Annotated in this window: 24 protein-coding genes and 2 tRNA genes; 12 read left to right on the top strand and 14 right to left on the bottom strand. The window is 49.7% G+C overall.

All coding sequences use genetic code 11. The features are described from left to right. Positions 1–12: 12 nt before the first annotated feature. From pyrB to MTCT_RS06585, 6 genes are all read right to left on the bottom strand, one after another. Positions 13–951: an aspartate carbamoyltransferase gene (pyrB, locus tag MTCT_RS06560; protein ID WP_048175954.1), complete on the bottom strand. Its 939-nt coding sequence runs from the start codon at positions 949–951 to the stop codon at positions 13–15. A gap of 38 nt (positions 952–989) precedes the next feature. Then, entirely contained in the window at positions 990–1721 is a 732-nt protein-coding gene (locus MTCT_RS06565) for a tRNA (adenine-N1)-methyltransferase (RefSeq protein ID WP_048175956.1), read from the bottom strand. Positions 1722–1732: 11 nt separating this feature from the next. Then, positions 1733–3949, bottom strand: coding sequence for a DEAD/DEAH box helicase (locus tag MTCT_RS06570; protein WP_048175957.1), 2217 nt, complete (start codon positions 3947–3949; stop codon positions 1733–1735). 164 nt (positions 3950–4113) lie between these two features. Further along, positions 4114–4443 (bottom strand): DUF5400 domain-containing protein, encoded by a 330-nt coding sequence (locus MTCT_RS06575; protein ID WP_048175959.1) that lies wholly within the window; start codon positions 4441–4443, stop codon positions 4114–4116. 10 nt (positions 4444–4453) lie between these two features. Next, on the bottom strand, positions 4454–5251 hold the full coding sequence (locus MTCT_RS06580) for a DsrE family protein (protein ID WP_048175961.1): 798 nt from the start codon (positions 5249–5251) through the stop codon (positions 4454–4456). A 2-nt stretch (positions 5252–5253) separates the two neighbouring features. Next, complete coding sequence (locus tag MTCT_RS06585) at positions 5254–5922, bottom strand: DUF169 domain-containing protein (protein ID WP_048175962.1); 669 nt, start codon at positions 5920–5922, stop codon at positions 5254–5256. A 116-nt stretch (positions 5923–6038) separates the two neighbouring features. Between MTCT_RS06585 and MTCT_RS06590 the strand changes: the two genes are divergently transcribed. After that, positions 6039–7550 carry a GAF domain-containing protein gene (locus MTCT_RS06590; RefSeq protein WP_048175964.1) on the top strand — a complete coding sequence of 504 codons (1512 nt, stop codon included), beginning with the start codon at positions 6039–6041 and terminating at the stop codon, positions 7548–7550. A 10-nt stretch (positions 7551–7560) separates the two neighbouring features. On the opposite strand, the gene MTCT_RS06595 is transcribed toward MTCT_RS06590, so the two are convergent. The 5 genes from MTCT_RS06595 to MTCT_RS06615 are packed head-to-tail and all read right to left on the bottom strand — an operon-like array spanning position 7561 to position 12730. Next, on the bottom strand, positions 7561–8742 hold the full coding sequence (locus MTCT_RS06595; protein WP_304413334.1) for an aconitase X: 1182 nt from the start codon (positions 8740–8742) through the stop codon (positions 7561–7563). 27 nt (positions 8743–8769) lie between these two features. Continuing rightward, on the bottom strand, positions 8770–10143 hold the full coding sequence (locus MTCT_RS06600) for a DHH family phosphoesterase (protein WP_048175966.1): 1374 nt from the start codon (positions 10141–10143) through the stop codon (positions 8770–8772). Next, positions 10109–10510 (bottom strand): 30S ribosomal protein S15, encoded by a 402-nt coding sequence (locus MTCT_RS06605; protein WP_048175967.1) that lies wholly within the window; start codon positions 10508–10510, stop codon positions 10109–10111. Before MTCT_RS06605 ends, MTCT_RS06600 begins: the two co-directional genes overlap by 35 nt. Further along, entirely contained in the window at positions 10510–11073 is a 564-nt protein-coding gene (locus MTCT_RS06610) for an XTP/dITP diphosphatase (protein ID WP_010877036.1), read from the bottom strand. Before MTCT_RS06610 ends, MTCT_RS06605 begins: the two co-directional genes overlap by 1 nt. A 52-nt stretch (positions 11074–11125) precedes the next feature. Further along, on the bottom strand, positions 11126–12730 hold the full coding sequence (locus tag MTCT_RS06615; RefSeq protein WP_048175969.1) for a bifunctional N(6)-L-threonylcarbamoyladenine synthase/serine/threonine protein kinase: 1605 nt from the start codon (positions 12728–12730) through the stop codon (positions 11126–11128). A gap of 94 nt (positions 12731–12824) precedes the next feature. Between MTCT_RS06615 and cobT the strand changes: the two genes are divergently transcribed. After that, entirely contained in the window at positions 12825–13898 is a 1074-nt protein-coding gene (gene cobT, locus MTCT_RS06620) for a nicotinate mononucleotide-dependent phosphoribosyltransferase CobT (RefSeq protein WP_048175971.1), read from the top strand. Between the two features lie 22 nt (positions 13899–13920). Next, the gene (locus MTCT_RS06625; protein ID WP_048175973.1) at positions 13921–14562 is read left to right on the top strand and encodes a hypothetical protein; all 642 of its coding nucleotides are present in this window, start codon (positions 13921–13923) and stop codon (positions 14560–14562) included. Between the two features lie 112 nt (positions 14563–14674). Here MTCT_RS06625 and uppP read toward each other — a convergent pair whose 3' ends face one another. Together uppP and ilvE are read right to left on the bottom strand one after the other, a co-directional pair. Next, positions 14675–15505 (bottom strand): undecaprenyl-diphosphatase UppP, encoded by an 831-nt coding sequence (gene uppP, locus MTCT_RS06630; protein WP_048175975.1) that lies wholly within the window; start codon positions 15503–15505, stop codon positions 14675–14677. Between the two features lie 44 nt (positions 15506–15549). Continuing rightward, entirely contained in the window at positions 15550–16470 is a 921-nt protein-coding gene (ilvE, locus tag MTCT_RS06635) for a branched-chain-amino-acid transaminase (protein WP_048175976.1), read from the bottom strand. Between the two features lie 166 nt (positions 16471–16636). On the opposite strand from ilvE, the gene MTCT_RS06640 reads away from it, so the two are divergent. From MTCT_RS06640 to MTCT_RS06650, 3 genes are all read left to right on the top strand, one after another. After that, positions 16637–16708 (top strand) — tRNA-Val (locus tag MTCT_RS06640). A gap of 24 nt (positions 16709–16732) precedes the next feature. Next, positions 16733–16804 (top strand) — tRNA-Val (locus MTCT_RS06645). Between the two features lie 217 nt (positions 16805–17021). Continuing rightward, complete coding sequence (locus MTCT_RS06650) at positions 17022–17642, top strand: NPXTG-anchored protein (RefSeq protein WP_048175977.1); 621 nt, start codon at positions 17022–17024, stop codon at positions 17640–17642. A gap of 81 nt (positions 17643–17723) precedes the next feature. Here the strand turns inward: MTCT_RS06650 and MTCT_RS06655 are convergent, their stop codons facing one another. Next, positions 17724–18488 (bottom strand): restriction endonuclease, encoded by a 765-nt coding sequence (locus MTCT_RS06655; RefSeq protein ID WP_052457394.1) that lies wholly within the window; start codon positions 18486–18488, stop codon positions 17724–17726. Positions 18489–18698: 210 nt separating this feature from the next. Here MTCT_RS06655 and surE point away from each other — a divergent pair, with 210 nt between their 5' ends. The 6 genes from surE to MTCT_RS06685 all read left to right on the top strand — a co-directional run bounded on the left by surE (position 18699) and on the right by MTCT_RS06685 (position 21791). Beyond that, positions 18699–19475: a 5'/3'-nucleotidase SurE gene (gene surE / locus MTCT_RS06660; RefSeq protein WP_048175979.1), complete on the top strand. Its 777-nt coding sequence runs from the start codon at positions 18699–18701 to the stop codon at positions 19473–19475. Positions 19476–19630: 155 nt separating this feature from the next. Beyond that, positions 19631–19945, top strand: a complete 315-nt coding sequence (locus tag MTCT_RS06665) for a hypothetical protein (RefSeq protein WP_048175980.1) — start codon at positions 19631–19633, stop codon at positions 19943–19945. Then, positions 19942–20616, top strand: a complete 675-nt coding sequence (locus MTCT_RS06670; protein WP_048175982.1) for a hypothetical protein — start codon at positions 19942–19944, stop codon at positions 20614–20616. Before MTCT_RS06665 ends, MTCT_RS06670 begins: the two co-directional genes overlap by 4 nt. Positions 20617–20814: 198 nt before the next feature. Continuing rightward, complete coding sequence (locus MTCT_RS06675) at positions 20815–21099, top strand: winged helix-turn-helix domain-containing protein (RefSeq protein ID WP_048175983.1); 285 nt, start codon at positions 20815–20817, stop codon at positions 21097–21099. After that, on the top strand, positions 21096–21413 hold the full coding sequence (locus tag MTCT_RS06680; RefSeq protein ID WP_048175984.1) for a hypothetical protein: 318 nt from the start codon (positions 21096–21098) through the stop codon (positions 21411–21413). The genes MTCT_RS06675 and MTCT_RS06680 overlap by 4 nt, the downstream gene beginning before the upstream one ends. Before the next feature lie 174 nt (positions 21414–21587). Continuing rightward, positions 21588–21791 carry an LSM domain-containing protein gene (locus MTCT_RS06685; protein ID WP_048175985.1) on the top strand — a complete coding sequence of 68 codons (204 nt, stop codon included), beginning with the start codon at positions 21588–21590 and terminating at the stop codon, positions 21789–21791. Positions 21792–21808: the final 17 nt, after the last annotated feature.

Genomic DNA, 21808 nt, shown 5'->3' on the forward strand with positions numbered 1-21808 from the left:
GAGCCATCCCGGTCAAACTATCTTCTGGTTTTCAGGTCCTCTCCTCTCACTTATCAGCAGCCTCAGGAGGGCCATCCGGACCGGCACACCATAGAACGCCTGCCTGAAGTACATGGCCTGTGGGAGGGAATCCACCTCAGGGGATATCTCATCTATCCTTGGGAGTGGATGCATCACAATCAGGTCCCTATCAGCCACAGTGGATCCATCTATGTGGTAGGCTCCCCTTATCCTTGAATACTCCTCAGGGTCAGGGAAACGTTCCTTCTGTATCCTTGTAACGTAGAGGACATCCACCTCATCTATGACATCATCAAGCCTTTCTGTCTCTTTAACTTCAACACCAGCCCCCCTCAGGTCATGTATGATGTTATCAGGCATTCTGAGGACGGGTGGTGATACGAAGCTCATACTGGCACCGAAAACAGCCAGGGCATAGGCCAGTGAGTGGACAGTCCTCCCGTACTTGAGGTCACCAACCAGTGCAACCCTCAGGGAACCTATCCTCCCGAAGAACCTCTTCATGGTATAGAGGTCCAGGAGGGTCTGTGTTGGGTGCTGCCCGGCACCATCCCCTGCATTTATCACTGGAACATCCACAACATCTGATATGTAACGTGCTGCACCCTCCAGGTTGTGCCTTATAACTATGGCGTCGGAATAGGCTGAAAGCATCATGGCGGTGTCAGCCAGGCTCTCACCCTTAACGGCAGATGTCGCCCCTGTATCTGCAAATCCAACAACGTCCCCTCCCAGACGCTTCATGGCAGTTTCAAAGGATAAGCGTGTCCTTGTGGATGGCTCATAGAACATCATGCCAAGTATCTTTCCTCTGAGGGCGCTGGAGGATTTTTCTCCCGATGCAAATGGCTCCATCTTCTCGGCTTCCCTGAGGATAAAGTCGATATCCTCCCTCTTAAAATCCTTTATTGAGATAACGTTTTCAAACATCAGTACCCCTTCCAGATTTTCATGTATAACCCTATTCCTTAAATCTTTCTCATGAAGGTGAGATACCCTGTATGGCCGACCATCCTTGTTCTGGGCCTTGTACCCTGCTTTCTGACCTCTATTTCACGTTCAATGGTTTCAAATGTCCTTATATCTGCAAATCCAACCTTCGACCCTATCCTGTGTATCAGCTTCACCTGTTCAATGTAGGGGTTGTAGAAGACTCCCCACCCACCTCTCAGGAGGGAATCATGGACATCCTCCATCAGCTCCCAGGGCCTGGGCAGATCAAGGAAAACCAGGTCGAGGTCCTCCTCCTCTATACCCTCCTTTATATCCCTGTTCTTGACCTCCACGTTTTTGAATCCAAAGGCTGCAATGTTCTTCTCTGCTATCTCAGCAAAGTCCTCACGTATTTCATAGGTTGTGACGTGCCCTGATTCTCCCACCAGATTGGCAAGGTACATTGCAACTGTACCCGCACCGGTACCCGCATCAACAACCCTTGAACCTTCAACTATCCCTGTATATGCACATATCATTCCTATGTCCTTGGGAAGGAGTATTGAACACCTCCTCTCCATGAGTTCAAGGTAATCTGAGAGTCCGGGTTTAAGGACGTAAATCTCCCTGCCAAGGTGGGTTTTGAGGACATCCCCGGGCCCGGAATCCTCCAGGTTTTCTGCTTTGATGATCCCCATGTCACTCTGAAAGTCCTCTCCTTCTTCCAGGAGATATTTTTTACCTCTCTCATCCATAAGTATGCGCAAGTCCAATCACCTTACTCCTTGAATTTATATGCGGCTTCATCGGGTCCCTTAAATTCTGCCTCAATGACCCTCCTGATTTCCGAAGCCCTCTTTGCACCTATACCCTCCACGCTACGGAGTTCCTTCTCTGAGGCGTTCATAACACCTTCAACTGATCCGAAGGCTTCCAGGAGCCTTTCAGCGTACTTTGAACCGATATTTGGCAGGGATTCCACGATGAAGAGCTGCTTCTCCCTGAGGGTCAGGGGCTTCTTATCCGTGCGAACACGCATATCAGGCCTGCCTTCCCTCTGTTCCCTTATGGCTATCCTCCTTATCATTGCAGCGGTATCCTCGGCTGACCTCGTGGGGATTACGGGTATTCCAAAGTCCACAGCAACAGCTGCAAGGGCACCCCTCACGGCGTCCGGGTTTATGAATCCTGAATAGAGGTCATCCCCCTCTATGATCATAACAGGCCTTTTGAAGTTTTTGACCATCTCCCTTGCCTGTTTATACAGTCTTTTATCTATAATTGAACCAATAAAGTCCTGTGTTGTCTTCCTCTCAATTATGGTATCCTCGCTTATCTGATAGTCACCAACTGCAAGGGGTTTGAGTTCAAAATCCACTCCTATCTTTTTGAGTTCCCTGAGGACCCTTGAGTTGACCTCCCGGGAATCAGCATAGATGAAGGGTCCCTCCCCTGAGGGTTCCATTATGGGGTTAACCTCCACGTTAACTGACCCGCCCCTGATGTTCTCCTTCATGGATCTCTCCTTCCTGATACTTGAGTAGTAGTATGCCTCGTCGCGGGTCTTCTCTGTTATGAGGACAACCATGCGGCCCTTCCTCTTCCTCCCGGTTCTCCCACGTCTCTGTATCATCCTTATCTCAGAGGGAACAGGTTCATACATCACCACAAGGTCCACCGAGGGGATATCTATACCTTCCTCAGCGACACTGGTTGATAGGAGCACGTCATGGTTCCCCATGCGAAATGATTTTATTATATCCCTCTGCTGTTTCTGGGTGAGGCCCTTCTCTCCGCTCCTGCTGTTCTGTCCATAAAATTTAACTGCGTTGATACCTTCACGTTTGCATCTCTGGTATATCTCCTCAAGGGTGTCGCGGAACTGTGTGAACACTATTATCCTTGCTTCATCTCCTTTAAGTTCCCTTTTCAGTATCTCCATTAGCCTGTCAAGTTTAGGGTGTTCCACCCCCAACATCATGGCCCTTCTTGTGAGGTGCATGGCCCTTGTAAAGTCCGGATCTGCCAGGAGACCCTTAGCAGCCTTTGTTTTCTTCTCCTTTAGCCTGAGAAGGTACTGGTGGAGTGGCCTTATGCCCTGTGTTTCAAGGAGTTCAAGGGCGTGTTCCACGTTTATACATGATGCAAGGAGTGATATGGCCCTGTAGCATGCCCTTGGAGGGCTCGTTGATCGCGCTATCCTGTTCTGGACACGGCCCCTTGCCTTCAGAAGGTCCTTCTTACCCACACTGATGGTGTCTATAACACCGAGGTTTTTAAGCATCTTCAAGCGATTTTTAAGGACCTTCCTCAGCAGTTCCCTTATATCCTCAAGCTCCGGTGTCATCCTGACCTTTACCCATTCTATTTTTATGGGCTTGAGGTAGGGGCGCACATCAGGGTCCCCCTCTGTTTTCACCACAACCTCATTCATGAAGAGGTTCTCACAGACAGTTTTTATCTTATCCTCATCTGCACCCGGAGACGCTGTGAGTCCCAGTATGAGGGGGTGCCTGGCGTTCTGTATATAATTTGACGCAAGGAAGACGTATGAGTATGATCCAACTGCGCGGTGGCATTCATCGAATACAATGAGTGAGACGTCCCTGAGGTCGTATCTTCCAGCCAGGATGTCTGATTCAACTGTCTGGGGCGTGGCGGATATTATCTGGGATTTAATCCACCTTTCTTTTCTCTCTTCAGGTTTTATGCTACCTGTAAGGGATGTGCAGCTTGCAAGCATGAACTCCCTGAAGCTCTCCTCATGCTGTATGGCCAGGGGTTTGCTGGGTGATAGGATGAGTACCTTTGAGCCCCTGTATTTCCTGAGTCTCTCTGCAGCCACAAGGACAGCCACAACCGTCTTTCCGAGGGCTGTGGGGGCGACTATCATTGAGTTGCCCTTTCTGATGACATCTGCTGCCAGCAGCTGCTGATAGGTCCTTGCCTCTATTTTCTCTGGCTTTATGAGGGGGTGCTCTATGTACCTTGCCATGGTCTTTTATCTGGTCATCAATTTATTTAAGGTTCAGGTTCCTTTCAGTGCTGAAAATCAGGTTACCTGAGGCTTTGGCCTTCCTAATTTGAGGTTTCAGGGATTAAAAGAAGAGTAAATGGGGTTTTATTGGGGATGATGCGTGTTCAACCGGTCTAAAAGATTTAAGGGAGGTTAAGTGGGACTGAGGCAGCTGCGAGCACCGCAGCAACGGTGACTGTGCTCAGATGGCAGGCGTAGAGTGGAGCTGTCTGGAAGCTGTCCCTCAGAACCGGGAGGAACTGTGTGTAGGCTGAAATCCCTGTGAGGATCTGCAGAGCCACTGCAATGTAGTTCAGGGTTACATTGCCAGACATGATATTTGCTGCCGTTGCAATGAGGGCCAGGATAAGGACTCCGAAGTGTGGCGCCATCCTCATCCCCATTATACGGAAGGTTATGAAACCTGATGAGATTCCTGCAAAGAGGAGTGCGAATATAATGACCTGATACATTTCATCACCTCTAGAAGTTCACCACTGAGTAGCTCGGGTCACTAAGCAGTGTTATGAAGGTGGCTGCACCTGCTATCTTGCAGCCCTCAACCATGTTATCTTCTCTGAGCCCCCGGAACTGGGCGCTCATCTCACAGACGTAGATCTTAACACCCATCTCAATGACCTCGGCCATGAGTTCATCCAGCCGCGGGAAGGCCGGGTGTTTTACGGCGGCTGCACTACCCTTCCTTGCAATGCTCACGCCATCCATGAGGAGGAATATTGTGACATCCTTTCCCATGCTGAGGGCAGCCTTTGAGAATATGAAGGTGGCGTAGGCCCTCTCTGCATTCCCTGTCCCGTTGCTCTGGACAACGAGTACCTTATCCTTTCCTGTAAATTCCCTTTCCCTGCTAACATCTGTTTTTTCAAGGATGAGGTGGCTGGACGATTTTTCAATGACCTCTGCCTTCATTTCAGGAGCTGAGAGTGCAAGGTCATCGATCACGTCACTGTTTTCTGATTTTATCTTTATCCTCATCCCCGGTTCCATTGAGGAGAGCCTATCCCCTACGATTATAATCGGGCCGGGACAGGTTTCTCCGGTAACATCTATCTCTTCAATACCCTGAGGTGAAATGTTAACCACCATCCCCTTTTCTGTTTCTCTGGGAGAATATTCCATATGGTGCTTCTCTGCAACTCTCCTGACCTCTTCAGAGTCCTCCTTCAGGATCAGCTGGAGGTTCTGAACACCATTTTTAAGTATATTGTCTGTTATTATGGCTGCAGCGTATCTGTTTACTCCCCTGAGGTTTAATTTCATTTTTATCCCCATTTTTCCCTGAATTTTCTGAGGGCCTCCACAATTCCCTCAAGGTCAGATACTGGTACTCCGACTGCAAGTTCCTCAGGCCTGATCCCGGCGTATTTCCTTGAACCGTTACACCCCATTGTCATGTTTGGGATGCCCCTCTCCCTTACAGCTGCAACGGCGTCTGCACAGAGTGACTGTATCCCTGAGTAGTCCCCGCTTATTCTGCCACCCCTGTCATGGAGGTATGCCTGGCTGAGTCTAAGCGCCTGGGCCGGTTTAAGTATGAATACAACGGCGTCTGGTTCGAAATCAGCCTCTTCGAGCGGCGCATAGATTGAAGCATGGTATTCCCCTTTCACCGCGGGAACGGCCTCTACGGTTTCAGCAGCAGCTTCCAGTGTGCTGTAGTTTCCGAGTTTATGGTAGAGGCTTCCATCCGCAACCTGGGGTGGTACCCTGCAGAGTCCAAGGACCGCTGCGCCACCCTTGCAGAGATGTTCGTCTGCAGTTGCATAGCCACAGGCACCCCTTAAGCGTGCATCCTGTATGAACTCGCAGTGCCTCTTCCTTTCAAGCTTTTCACCAGATATTTCCTCATTTTTGACTAACCTGACAGCCACGGGGCTGCCCTCCATTTCCAGGAGTTCCTTAAGTTCTTCTGAAATCTTCCTGTAATCCATACAACCACCTATACATGATAGTATAACTATACGATAAAGTATAAAGATCAAATATTTAAATTTTTCTCTAAAGTTATAATTCATGGTTATACCATAGCTATCATGGGGTGAGGTCAGTGGAGAAACTCTCTGAAACCGAGAAGATGATAATGTCCTACCTGGAATCAAATCCTCCAGAGGAGTGCATGCTCGACAAGATAACCCGTGGAATAAACAGGAGCAGGGCAACAGTTCTCAAGTACCTGCACATACTGGAGGCCAGGGGTCTTGTAACATACAGGACGGTTGGCAGAAGCAAACTATGGATGCCTGCGGGGGACCTTGAGGGAACTGTGGAATACACTGGAGACACATCCAGAGATTCTGAGCTTATAAAAAACGCATCAAAAATTCACAGAAACCTCCTGGAACTCCTGGAACTTGAAAGAAAAATAGATGACCCTGATAAACTCGTCTTCACCATAAACACCCTCATGGACATAGTAGTATCCAACGGCCTTTTCAGAAGAATGTTCCCTGGCGCACAGTGCCTTGGGGACATCATGGACCGGGAGAGCCTGGTCCTCATTGAGAACAGGATGAAATCCCGGGGCACGATACAGGTCGATCTGAGGGGAAGGGATGGGATAAGGAGGAACTACAGTCTTTCAGTCATACCTGTAAACAACTTCTGGGTCATCATAGGAAGGGACCTTGCAAGTTCCTCATTTTCCAAGAATGAACTTGAGGTCCTCCTCACAATCACAAGGTTGAGATCATCCTCTGGCAGCCTTGAGGAGCTTATGAACTCAATAAGGGATGAATTATCCACAATAATGGACCTTAACCAGCTTTCGGTGGTCCTAAGCGATGCCTCCGGGTTCAGCAGGGTCTACGAGTACCCTGAGTCAGAGGATCTCACTGAATTTGAATACTTCATCTACAGGAGCATTGAAACCCTCGAGACGGTATCATGGAGGTATGACTCGGGTCTCATGCTTTCAGTACCCCTCCTCACAGAGGAGAGGGCGAAGGGAGCCCTTATAATCAGAAGCCCCGAGGACTCCGTAGCCTCACAGATCCTTGAAATCATAGAGATGGTGGCCGACGAGGTCTCAGAGTATCTAGAAATGGAGAAACTGAGACAGGAGAAGGACGAGTTCATAAGAACACTTCTGGCCATGAACAGGGTTTCTGAAATTATAAACAGTGATGAGGAAGAGGAAAAAATGCTTGAGAAATCAATCGAGGCCGTCATAGAAACCCTGGAATTTGAAATGGGATGCATATACCTCATGGAGGAGAAAAGGGAACTCCAGCTCAGGGTTCAGAGGAACCTGCCAGAAACACTCAGCAGAATGTGCATGGCCGGGGCCTTCACAGACCTCTTTGAGAGGTCCATTGAGAAGGAGGGGGTTATATACATAACCTCTGAGTCGCCTGAATACCGCATGATACATGAGTCCATAAGGAGAAACAATATAAGAACAATTCTAATGATCCCGATTAAGTTTTCAGGGGAGATAACAGGAATCTTAAACCTGGCAAGTTACAGTGTTAAACCCTACAACAGGATAAGCCTTGAGAACATTTCATCAATAGGGCTTCAGCTTGGAAGCGCCCTCCAGAGGAAAAGTTATAACTTATAAGTTATAACTTTTAAGGTCTGATGAGGTTCATCCAGTCATCATAGACGGCATCAAGGCCACACATACCCGGGACATAGTTGGCGGCCTTGGCAGAGTCAACACCAAGGACCTCATAGCCAAGATCCTCCACAGGTGCAACCACCATGCAGGTGTCAGATACAACCATCCCACCTGCTGCCTCTATAACGTCTGTGTAGCCCATCCTGCTGGCAGCACTTCCTATGGCAGCAGAGGTGCACACCCAGAGGTCACAGGCAGGCTTATTTTTCCTTAAAAATGAGGCTATCCTCCGGATCTCATCCAGGGAACAGTGGGGGCATCCCAGGCATATGAGGTCAGGATCATCATCAGTGGTGGACAGCTCCTCCCTTGCCTCCAGTATATCCCCGGTATCAACCGTAATGCTCTCCCCCGCCTCATCAGGAGAGGCTTCCATGTACTCGGGTGTCACCCCATCAACATGGTAGAGTGCAACCGCACCGGACGACGCCATGGCAGCCCCAAGGGCCTTGAGGTCATCAGCCGAGGGATGACCAGTGAAAGTGAAATATGGGACACCTTCACCGGCAATTTTTCCTGTAATGTAACCCAGGGCCCCGTAATCCGAGCCTGAGAGTTCACATTCAACATCAACCCTCAGGGTGGCCCTCCGGTTCTCCTGGAGATGGTAGCCATACTCAGGGGTCTTACCGCATATGGCGGCTGCAAGGGCCCCTGGACCACCCTCACGGTTGGTCCTGGCTCCCAGAACAGAGTTGGCATAGGAAACTGCAGAGGACTCTGACCAGGCAACATGGGAGCCCCTCAGGGGGACGTTCCCTATGAGGTAGGGGGTGCAGGTGCAGGTGTTCATGACATCCATGGCAGAGTATGCCTCCACTATCCTTATCTGTCTACTGGCGAATTCCTCTGAGAAGCCCATCTCCCTCCATCTCTGGAGGTCCATCCCCGCAGGGTTAAGGGTACTTGCAACCTTCACTCCGGCACCCCTGGCACGGAGGTCCTCCAGGTATTCAAGACCGGCGTCCCCTATTGTCTTGTAGGATACCCCTGAAACCTGGGCAGAGGATATGTCAACCATCCTCTCAGCACCATAGATATCACCCAGGGCAACAAGTATCTCCATACTCTGCTGGACCGTCTCACCGAATTCACCATCATACATCCTCTCTTCTGTCCTATCAAGGTACACTTTTCCAACCCCACACATGGTGTCTCTTCAGGGACCAGTCTGGGTCCCCAGTATCTCATCAACAAGCTGCAGAAAACTCTCCATATCCCTGTAGGGCACCATCGCCCCGGCCGCTATATCATGTCCTCCCCCGGTACCACCAAAACTTGCGGCGGCATCCCTGAGGGCAACCCCGAGGTTAACACCCCTTTCAACAGCTGGCCTGGTTGTCCTTGCAGATACCTTAACGTGCTGATCCATCCGTGAAAGTCCGAGGAGGGGGATGTCAGGGTCAAGAATTTTGAGCGAGAGTGATATGCTTGCTATGGTTCCCATGATCCCCTTGAAGGCCTTATCCTCACTGTAGATGTACTGCAGGTTCTCCAGGGTGGTGGAGCCCTCCCTCCTTATCCATGCAAGGCCCTTCACAAGCTCCTCACGGTAGTTCTTCTGGAGCTCGAGGGCCACATCAAGGGCACCTTCCCTTTCACCGAGGCACAGTCCGATTCCTATGCCATATTTACGGTTCTTTCCACAGGCATCAAGCACCCCTGCAATGTCAGAGAGGTCACCTATACTCCGGAATTCCCTGCTCGTGAATACCTCTCCGAATATCTCAGGGTTTATCCCTGTAAGTTCATCCCTCAGAACATCCCTCTCCTCAGGGGACAGGTCAGGATATTTAACGCCATAGGATACACCTATATTCTCAAGGAAGCCCATAGAAGCCTCCATATCTCCCGTGAGGCCAGGCAGGGCCGGGTTGAATGTGTATGCAATGGAACGGTAAAGGGGCTCGGTGTACCTTGATGCCAGCTTGAGGTCACTGTGGACCTGAAGGACACCCTCTTCAACAGCCTCCTCCATGATGAACCTGTTTGCACCGGTGAATCCGTCAGTGTACTGCATGTCCCCCAAGGCACCCACAAGGGCAAGGGGGGCGGTCTTTCTGTTAAGGAGTCTCGTGGCCAGGTAGGCTGTTCCAGATGCACTGAGGTCCCTGCTGCCATCAAGGCCATGCAGATGAGGGTTTATGTGAACAACATGGGGTCCTGCCTCGAATTCAGAGGGCTGATGATGGTCAGCGACGATGACATCACCCTTCAGGCGGGATATCTCCTCAAGGTAGGCGCTTCCCATATCACAGAAAAAGAATAGGGAGTATTTCTCTCCCGACAATTTCTTAATGAACTCCTTCTTCAGCCTCGAGAGGATGGAGATGTGGAACTGACCATTCATGGATGAAATGGCCCTTGCAACAACTCCTGCGGCTGATAGACCATCTGCGTCGTTGTGAGAGATGATCCTTATTATGTTTCCCCTTTCAAGGTGCTCCTCAAGGACCTTTGAGGCCTCTGCACCCCTCTTGAGAATTGAGTCGGGGAGTTTACTTGACGAGGAGGGCTGCTTTCTGTGGGTCATATCTCCATCCTTCAGGAAGGACACCTTCTCTCACATAGTATTTGACAAGGCGCCTTATCTTTGATTCAACGATCTGAAGGCCCCTCCTTGTGTGGAGGTCCTTTGGGTGTTCCTTAAGGTGATCCCTTATGTTAACAGCCTTCCTTATGAGATTCATGAGGTCCTCAGGGTATTCAGGTTTCATTTCATGCTTCTCAAGTATCTGTGTTATTTTAAGCCCTGTAACGGCCTTTACGCTGGGTATGCCGTGCTGGTCCCTCAGTATTATACCTATTTTGCTGGTGGAGTTACCCTCCCTGTATAGTTTGACTATAAGATCCTCTATTTCTTCATTTGAGTATTCAACCCAATCAGGTTTTAGAGACATCAAATCACCTCATAATTTTCAATGTACCATTCTGCAAATTTTTTAAGGGCCCTGCTTCGATGCGAAAACCTGTTCTTCTCTGAGGTACTGAGTTCTCCGAAGCTTTTATCCATCCCTTCAGGATAGAATAACGGGTCGAAGGCGAAACCCATTGTTCCGCGCTCCTCAGTACCTATACGTCCCTTCACCACGCCTAAAAAAACCTCGGGTTCGGAGTTGGGGGTGCAGAACCCAACAGCCGACCTGAACTCGGCGTAGCGATCTTCAACATTTTCCATGAGCTTTAATATGCCACGGTTTCCTATGGTATCCTGTACATAGGCAGAATAGGGTCCTGGAAACCATTTAAGAGCCCTTATAAATAGTCCTGCGTCCTCAACGATCACAGGACCATCCATGATCCTGGCAGCATGTTCTGCACCGTAGCGGGCCACCTCCTCAAGTGTTCCCTGAAGTTCCGGGTAGCCCAGATCAGCATGCATCAGTTCTATTCCAGTACCATGGAATATCTTCTCTGCCTCAGATAACTTGTGTTTATTACCAGTTATAAATGTTACCTTCATGATGAACCTCCTCAGTCAGTGTATTCAGGGGGTTTAGTATGTAATTCTGAGCTCAGTCAGTGTATCTTCCCCGGGACTCTATCTCCCTTATCTTTGACTGGATGTCAGCATCTATTATCTTACCGTACCCCTCAAGGACCCTGCTGAAACACTCGCCGGCCAGGGCGTAGTGGGTGCTTTCAAGGGACTTTTTGAGGACAAGGAGATCAACACCCATATCCTCGATTTCATCTGAGAACCTCCCAAGTCCAAAGTCTATGAATACCACATCATCCCCCCTGATGATTATGTTGGATCCTGTGAGATCCCCGTGTATTATACCGGCGTGGTGGAGCCTCCCTATGGCCTCACCGATCCTTGAACAGAGCTCTGTATCCTCAACAGCGTCCCTGAATGGGGTGCCGCGAACCTCCTCCATGACCATAACCCCTCCATCAGGGTCGACATCGAACAGTACTGGTGTCTGCACACCCGCGCCCTTGGCCTGGTTGATGAGCCTGGCCTCCCTCCGGGTCCTGGATGACCTGAGCTTCTGATCAATTTCAGGTATTCTGTAACCCTTGGATATCCTCTCCTTTATTATGCAGGGCCTCCCAATCCACTGGCCCCTGTAGATATTTGCCTCGGCACCCTTGGCCAGGATGTCAGGGGGGAGCTCTATTCCTGCCTCTGATTCCCTCATCCAGGGGACATCCACCTCATCGGTCCGGTAACGCTGCACCACCGTGGTGTCCTCCAGGGCATCCGGCCCCCTGTACCTGTAGACGAGCTGACCGAGCCAGGCAATCATCGCACCGTTATCACCACAGTACTCAGGGGGAGGCATGTGGAATTCCACGTGGTGCTCCTGGCACATCTCCCTCAGCATATCCCTCAGACGCCTGTTAACAGCCACTCCACCACAGAGGAGGACCTGATTCTTTTCTGTGTATGCCAGGGCCCGCTCTGTAACCTCCACCAGCATTGAAAACGCTGTCTCCTGGATGCTGTAAGCCAGATCCTCAAGGCCTGCACCAGCCTCCATTTTTCTTAAAGCAGCTGTTAGAAGCCCTGAGAAGGATATATCCATCCCCTTAACGCTGTAGGGGAGTTCAATGTACTCTGAGGCCTTCAATGCAAGCTGCTCAATGACCGGACCGCCCGGGTGTCCCAGGCCCGATTCCCTTGCAAACTGGTCGAGCATGTTACCGACGGCTATGTCGAGGGTTTCACCGAAGACACGGTACCTTCCCTCGTTGAAGGCTATGACCTGGGTGTTCCCGCCGCTCACATAGAGTGAAACAGGGTCACTGGCCCCTGTGGTGAGCCGGCCTATCTCTATGTGACCTATGCAGTGGTTAACACCAACTATCGGAACATCAAGTGAAAGTGCGAGTGTTCTAGCTGCTGTTGCAACGGTCCTGAGTGCTGGCCCAAGGCCCGGACCCCTCGAAAAGGATATCAGTCCTATTTCCCCGAGTTCAACACCTGCATCACGGCATGCCTCAGCCATGAGACGGGGTATCCATTTTGCATGGTGTTCAGCAGCCTCCCTGGGATGTATACCTCCCTTTTCAGGTATAAGTGGCTTTCCCCGCAGTGATAGGACATTTCCAGCCTCATCGACGATACCAACACCTGTCTTCTCTGCAGTTCCCTCTATACCAAGACACAACATTTAATTAACCACCTGTGACCCTGCTCCTTCTGGAGTGTAACTAATTTATGTATCTCCGGTTATAACTATTGTATCGTTGGAAAGGTGAATGGAAATGTTTGATGGACTGAAGATCTATGGTTCTGGCAATTACCTTGAAGGTGTTACTGACAGGGATTCCCTGTTCATCTGCGCCGTTGCAACAACCGAGACATCAAGAATCCCGGGAATAACAGGGGCAGGAGCAAGCCCCGAACTCACAGAGTACACTCCAGCAGCTGATGTTGAACTCATAGTTCATGATGCCCCCAGGTGTCTTCCTGAGATACCCCAGACCATCGTGGAGGGGGAGGCAGCCCCCACACCGGCTGTGATAACCAAGGCGGCCCTGGAACTTGCAGAGGTCCCCTTCATGGTCGCCGATGCAGGCGCCTCGGTTAAACCTGATGTTCCCTATATAAACATTAACTCCGAACCCGGAGGTGATATAAGGACAGGGAGGGCGGTCACCGAACCTCAAAGGATATATGAGAGGGGGTTGATGGTTGGAAGGACCCTCTCCTCCCTCACAGAGCATCTGGTGGTGGGTGAGAGCACACCGGCAGGTACAACAACTGCCCTGGGCGTTTTAACGGCCCTGGGATATGATGCTGATTTCAGGGTCAGCGCCAGCATGCCCCACAACCCACATGACCTCAAGAGGGAGGTTGTGATGGCAGGACTCAGTAATGCAGGGATCGAGAAGGGGGACTGTTCCAGGGAACCCTTCAGGGCAGTGGAGGCAGTGGGGGACCCCATGATACCTGCGGTTGCAGGGATATGCATGGGCAGCACTGTACCGGTGACCCTTGCAGGGGGTACCCAGATGACAGCGGTCTGCGCCCTTATGAGGGCCATTGACCCGGACTTCGACTTTTCAGATACAGCAATTGCAACGACCATATTCGTTGCCGAGGACAGCACCTCCGATATAAACAGGATAGCAGAGCAGATAGGTGATATTGACATCTATGCGGTTGACCCGGACTTCGGGTCTGCCTCGCACAGGGGGCTCCATGAGTACCTCAACGGTTCTGTGAAGGAGGGTGTTGGGGCCGGCGGCGCCATGCTACTGGCACTTCTCCATGGCATACCCGTTGAAATGGTGAGGGAGCGTATCGAGGAACTCTGCAATACAATACTGGCCTGAAATCCTTTAATGGAGGTTCCAGATGACTTCAGGGTCCCGCTGGGATGGGATCATCCCACACCCTGGAATTCTTGCCTTTGCAATGGCACTCTACATTCTTGGCTTTGTACTGGATGCCTCGGGAAGACCACTGGCCTATGGGTTCCTCACAGGGGACATGGTGGTCCACTTCTCCACATTCCCTGGTCTCAGGGAGCAGTTCATCGATTACCTGTTAGCAACTGCGTTCTGGATATTCATATCAAACATAACCCAGGTTACAGTCTTCATATTCTCCCTGGCAACATTTTATCCTGTTCTTAAGATGTTCGTCCTTGCAGGGGCCATCTTACATAACCTTCTGGTGAGGTGGGGTGTCAGGGGGCTCCTGATCTATGCGGGGACACTGCACCTGCACCTTGAGGTCACAGGGTGCCTACTTTCACTTCAGGCAGCCCTTGTATTTGTGAGGTCCCTCCTCGGGGCCATCCAGCACAGGTCCAGACGACCTCTCGTCACAGCCCTCAGGGAGAACCTTGCATACCTTATCCCACTTATAATACTTTTATTCGCCATTGCAGCAATTCTGGAGGTCTTCTGGAGTACCTGGTGGGTTTATAACCTCACCCATGGACCGGTATCATGGAGATACTTCTATACCCATGTATTCTCTGTGGAACTCTGATTTTTAATCGATTCAGGAGCTTGGTATCTGAAACCCTTTAACCTTTATGCATCTGCTTTAAGAAAATGAACAGCTTTGAATAAAAAAAGGTGGTGCGGATACGTCTTCACCATTAGATGAGGGCGGCTGCAAGGATCAGGATACCCAGTGCCCAGCAGTAGTAGGCGAATATGTAGAGGTCCCTCTCCTTTATGAGTTTAAGGAGGAACTTTATGGCTATGTAACCTGACACAGCCGCTGCAGCAAACCCTGCAACCATGCTGGCACCCAGGAGGTCCATTCCGGCTCCAATGTCCTTGACCTGGATGAGGGCGGCCCCGAGTATCGCGGGTATGGAGAGGAGGAAGCTGTACCTTGCTGCAAGTTCCCTCTCAAAGCCGAGAAACAGGCCCGCAGAGATTGTTGCACCTGAACGTGATATGCCGGGTGCTATGGCAAGGGCCTGGGCACACCCTATTATGAGTGACTCCCTGACACCGAGTTTTTCAACTGGAAGCTTCTTCCTCACACGCCTGCTGATATTCTCTGATCCCCACAGCAGAAAGCCTGTGACCAGCAGGAAGAATCCCACGGCGGTTAAACTGCTGAAAAGTGACTCAAAGAAGTCCTTGAACAGTACACCAGCAAGGCCGGCCGGCACAGTACCGATGATCACCATCCAGGCAAGCCTCTTGAAGGGATCCTCAATGATTCCCCTCCTGAATCTACCTGCGGGGATGTCCCTCAGACTTGAGAGGAAGGCCCCCAGCATGTGAACTATATCGTTCCAGAAGTATCCAACGACAGCCACCAGTGTGCCCACATGCAGCACGGTGTCGAATGCAAGGCTGGAGCTAACACCCATAAGTTCCGGCACCAGCACCAGGTGGCCTGAGCTGCTTACTGGCAGGAATTCGGTCAAACCCTGCACTGTTCCAATGACTATGGCCTGAAAAACGTCCATGAACATCACTTTTAACTTATAAGTTATCACTTATAACCTCGTCATCAGATGTAGGTGAGCCATCCGAAGCTGTCCTCTGTCTCTGCCCTGATTATCCTGAAGAACTCATCCTGCAGCAGCTTTGTCACGGGACCCCTTCGCCCGGCACCTATCTCTATGCCATCAACTGATCTGATGGGTGTTATCTCTACGGCTGTACCTGTGAAGAAGGCCTCATCTGCGATGTAGAGCATCTCCCTGGTTATGGGTTCCTCATGCACGGTAACACCCTCGGTCCTGGCTATCTTTATTACGGAGTCCCTTGTTATCCCCCTCAGAAGGGATGATGAAACAGGGGGGGTGTAAATTTCACCCTCACTGACGAGGAATATGTTCTCCCCGCTACCCTCACTTATGTAGCCATGGTAGTCCAGCATTATGGCCTCATCATAGCCGTGTCTCACAGCCTCCATCTTGGCAAGCTGTGAGTTGAGGTAGTTACCGCCGGCCTTTGCCATGTTGGGCATTGTGTTTGGTGCCATCCTCCGCCAGGTTGAAACACCAGCATCGACACCAACCTCAAGGGCCTCTGCACCCAGATAGGCCCCCCATTCCCAGGCAGCCACAGCGACGTCCACTGGGCAGTTCACCGGGTGAACACCCATCTCACCGTATCCCCGGAATACCACGGGTCTTATATAGCACTCCTCAAGTCCGTTCTCCCTGACGGTCTCAACTATGGCATCAGATATCTGATCCTGGGTGTAGGGTATGTCCATCCGGTATATCTTTGCAGAATCAAAAAGGCGTTTAACATGCTCCCGCAAACGGAAGATGGCTGACCCCTTACTGTTCCTGTAGCACCTTATTCCCTCAAAGACAGATGATCCATAATGCACAACATGTGAGAGTACGTGGACGGTGGCTTCTTCCCATTCAACCATTTCACCGTTTAACCATATCTTTCCACTGGCTTCGCATGACATGATAATAACCTCAGGTGATTTACTAGGATAGGTTATGGTTGGAGGCCTATATAATGCTCTCCATAACCGGAAAACTTTAGTGGGGTATGTTATGGTCGGAGGTTTATATTAATGCTCTCCATAACCGGAAAACTTTATATATTGTGAAAATTTAAAGTCACACTGAGGGCCGGTGGTCTAGGGGTATGATACCTCGCTTACAACGAGGTGGTCACGAGTTCGAATCTCGTCCGGCCCATTTATTATTCTTCGGGCTTCAGAGGGGCCGGTGGTCTAGGGGTATGATACCTCGCTCACACCGAGGTGGTCACGAGTTCGAATCTCGTCCGGCCCACTGGATTTTCATTTTTTCAGAGGCACACGCCACTCTCAAACTTATTTAATGCATTCAGTGCTCACAGGAATATGGTCTGGAGGCAGCACTATTAAGGCAGTGCCAGGGACCGGTGCTTTTGATTATTCACCACCAAATATATTATCAATGAAAGATAAATAACAAACAGTACATTGGAATTTATTTTTCCGATGTTAGAATTTGGGGGGGGTGAAAAATGTACAGATTTCTTTTGGTTGCCATGATTTTCCTTGCCATGGGCGCTGCAGCTGCCCAGGAAACTGATGACAACTTACAGGCAAATTCAGATCTTGCAGTGGACGCAGAATACCTTGATCTTGATGAAAACATTATAACCACTGCCAGCGTTGGCGATGAGGTCTTTGAGGGAGTTGCAGTCACAAACCTCGGCCCTGGAAATGCAACCGGAGTGAAGGTCGATATAACAAGGAGCAGTCAGTATCCCTTTGAGTACCTTGAACATGAGGTTTCATGGGACAGTGGGGCAAACTGGATCTACAATGATCCATCCTACGACCCATTGACCAGCCGGTGGACCATCGGGAACCTACCTGTGGGCGCGGTCTACAAACTTGTTGTGCACCAGAGGGCCACGGCGTCCGGGACCTCACAGTTCACAGCAACAATCTCAGGGGATCAGCCAGACCTCAATACCACAAACAATAATGACACTGCAACAATCATAATAAAGGAATCTCAGGAAGTTCCAGCAGCTGGAGCAGGAATGGTCCCAATGCAGGAGACAGGCGCAGCAGCAGGTTTACTTGTGGCTGGAATAGGCATACTTGGAGCAGGAATGGTTATCTCAAGAAGATAACCCAAAAATTTATTTTTTTGATTCAAGGTTGCTTTGCCATTGCGCATATACTGCAGATACCTGTTTTTTTGGTGACGGGAATCAGATCAGTATCAGGATGACCAGCAGAAGGAGTGAACTGAAAAATACTATCGTACCCTTTATCATTATAACGGCACCGTCCTCCTCCACCAGGTAGGGTATACCATAGGATAGGGCTGCTGCGATCATCAGCTTCAAAACACCGGTGAGGCTCGTTCCAAGACCAGCCGCAAGCTGCAGAAGGGTCGCAATGATGAATGACACAGCAACAACTGTCAGGATAAGTATTATGGTGTTCTGCATCAGACCCCTTATAACTGGAGCCAGAGGTTTGCGGCTCTCCCTTCTTGATAGAACCCCCCTCTGGGGTGTAGTGTGGAATATGTTTGATGGGGGAGTGTAGACCTCAACCTCCTCCTCATCAGGGTACTCCTCATCCTCCTCTTCAGGGACCTGGATTTTCTTTGAGAAGTCCTCTGCAATCCGTATAAGGCCCTTCCTATCTATGAGCTTCATGTTTCTCTTCACAGCATAATTTCTTGCCTGGGATGAGAAATCAGATGTCGTTACAATTACGACCTTGGATGCCTTGAGGGTCTTTGCAGCCATTTCCATTTCCTTCAGAACATCCATTCCAACCTTCCAGTTTTCATCATAATTCTTACAGGCAACAACGACCCCGATGTCCCCGAGGGCGGTTGGAAGAATTCCGTAGATATCCACTATATGCTGGGAGGTCCTGAAGTCCTTGTAAACCTTAAAACCAGAATCCTCCATGACCTTGGCAATAAAATCCACCAGTTTCTGTTTCTTCAATTCTTCCACCTGCCGGGGTTAGACTTAATAGAGCTATGTTATAAGATATACTTAAAATTTGATATAAAGACTATAAAAAGATAGAGATGATTATTGATGAAGATCAACCATCAGTTTTTTGGATCCATAGAAGAAGATAAGGGCGAGAATTAACATAATTGAGCATAAGATAATGATGATTGGTATCAGTTTAGTTCAAATGGAGGAAGATGATCAGCAATGAAGATTCTTATAACAAATGATGATGGAGTTAACTCTTCAGGCATCATTGCAGCAAGAAGGGCCGTTGAGGACCTTGGGGAGACAATCATAGTGGCCCCCGCCACCCAGCAGAGCGGGATAGGCCATGCTCTGACACTCTTTGAACCTGTGAGGGTAAGTGAGGTCACCCTCAGGGATGGATCAGGGGCCTATGCTGTTTCGGGGACACCCACCGACGCTGTTATCATAGGGATATTCGAGCTTATGGATGAAAAGCCCGACCTCGTGATATCAGGGATAAATATGGGTGAGAACCTTGGTAAATCAGAACTGACAACATCAGGGACAATAGGGGCGGCAATGGAGGCTGCAGTGCATGGGGTGCCATCCCTGGCAGTTTCTCTCCAGGTGAGACGGGGTGATATCAAGTTCCATGACGGCCATGTTGACGTTGACTTTTCACTGGCAGCTGAACTCACAGGGAGGGTTGCATCGAGGATACTCAGGAGGGGACTCCCTGAGGGTGTTGACTTCCTGAATCTGAATGTCCCCTCTCATCCAGCAAGCGATGAGATAAGGCTCACGAGGCTGGGGGACCGGATGTACAATGTTCACATAAAGAAAAGGCTGGATCCCCGTGGACGCCCATACTACTGGATAGATGGTGACCCTGCAGGTACAGACCTTCCGGGTACAGATGTCCACACACTTAAGGCTGAAAACACCGCCACCCTCACCCCCATATCACTCGACTGCACAGCAGGCCCTGACTCAATGGAGGGCTGGCTTGATTAGAGCATGGAACTGATTTTTATCCACAGCCATCCAGGTCCCAACCGTGACCTGTTATACCTGTGAATCTGGTGGAGATCTGGGTCTAAATCCGGAAAAATTTCTTTTAAGAGGCATACCCATCCATTATAAAAAGAGAACTTAAAGGTGATAACAGGATGGGATACAGTATTTTACCGGCAATACCCGTCACGGGACTTTATATGGTCACCTATTTACTCTACAGGACGGGTTTTATAGGCAGGGCCTTTCATGTGAACCTCTGGAATCTCGTAATACTGCTGGCATTTATCATATCCGGAATTGGGGGCTTCGTCCTCATGCTGCTTACTGAAGCCGGTGTGAAGTTTTACCTCAACCCGCAGTTGCTCTACTGGCACGTGGAGGCCGGGATTGCGCTCATACCCCTCACAGTTTTCCACTTTCACTGCTACAGGGGGAGTTTGAGGAGAATAATTGGGGTGGGAAAATGAGAATCAGGAGAATTTTAAGGACTCTAACCGGGGTATTGCCCTTCGCAGGTATCATGGCGGCTGGCGTAGCATGTGGTGCTTCCTGTCCCTATGGACTTGTGAATGACCCCTACCCCGGACAGTGCCCCAGGTTCACGGATCTTAACGGAGACGGGATATGTGACCTTTCACAGTCAACCACAGACTACAGCACCTCTGATGATACATCCCGGGACAGCTCTAATGATCAGAGCACCTCAGATGATTCCGCGGCGACTTCAGACGATTCAGGTCACAGTGTGGGGGTTGATGCTCCAGATGAAACACTGCAGCATCCCTCAGTGGAGGAACCCACCACAGATTATCATCTCATACCCCTGAGCCTCATCCTGATCGCGGCTTATATGATCACACTCTACCTGATGGGGAGTGGCCGTATCAGGGGATCAGTGCACAGGAGGATCTGGAATATCATCCTGACAGCTGGCTATGCAGGGACTGGAGTCACAGGGGTTCTCCTCCTCCTCTTCATACGCCTCGGCATAAAAACGGCTCTTAACCCATCGGTTACCTACTGGCACGCCGAACTGGCAATCCTCATGGTCATAGGAACATTAATCCACATACACATATACTGGAAGCAATTCAGGGGGATTTTCAGGCACATCAAAAATCAGATATCATCCCCTTAAAACATGAATTCCTCTCTGGCAGCTGCAATGGCGTGGCCGAGATCGGATTTCAGGCGGAGATCAACATTCTGCACTCAGAAAGCCAGTTGATAATCAGATCTGGAGCAGCATATCAAAGACGCTGCTTCACCGGGGCATAAGAAAGTGATATCTGGAGGGACCACCATAACTCCATCCAGAACTTTGAATGTGGTCCCTATGAAGAGGTTGTTATGGTGGCTTCTTGCAGGTACAAGGGGAGGTCACAACCGCGGGAGGATAATCAGGATGCTGCATGAGAGACCATACAATAACAACCAGCTGGCCGAGGCACTGGGACTTGACTACAAGACAGTTCAGCATCATCTGAGGGTCCTTGAGAAGAATAAGATCATAGTATCCTCAGGGGATAGGTATGGTAAAATGTACTTTCTTTCAGATGTAATGGAGGATAATTACCCCCTCTTTGAGGAGATATGGAGCAGAATCGAGGTGTGCGAATGAGGGGAAGGGGTGCCCATGATTTCATCCAGGACCAGAACTTCACGTTCCTTGCCATAATAGTGGGGCTTTTGAATGTTTTCCTTCTCCTGATCCTTCTCGGAATTTATCTTTCAAGCTACAGGAAGATAAAGTCCAGCTTCACACTGGGACTGGTGGCCTTCACAGTCCTTCTGATATTGCAGAACACAATATTCATAATCTTCATGATAACGAGGGAAGGATTCCAGGGTCATGGAATCGGATTTCCTGTTCTGAGTGTTAATATATGCCAGTTTGCAGCTTTAACAGTACTCCTGAGGATAGCATGGGAATAGTCGGTGTCTGGTGGCCGCGTTACCGTAGCTGGGCAGTGGTCTGTGCTGAGGGAGTAAGCCTGTGAAGTGTATGTGAATCATTACAGGTGTGTGGTCCGTGCTGGAAATTTAAGGCTGTGAACTATATATATGTGAATCATTATAGGATTACTAAATCAGTTAAGGGGATTAATAATGAAGGGCAGTGACAAGGAATTCAGGGTTAACAAACAGTTCCTGAAATTTAAAAATAAGAACGTTCTACTCACCCTGAAGAACAATGAAGAAACAAGGGGAAAACTCATATCAATTGATAACTACCTTAACACGGTTCTACAGACAGAAGAGGGCATCCAGTTTATTAAGGGCACCAAGATAGCCTTCATAGCCATGGAATAAGTGTGCACTGATTTTAT

The organism is Methanothermobacter sp. CaT2 (genome assembly GCF_000828575.1).
Taxonomy (GTDB): domain Archaea; phylum Methanobacteriota; class Methanobacteria; order Methanobacteriales; family Methanothermobacteraceae; genus Methanothermobacter.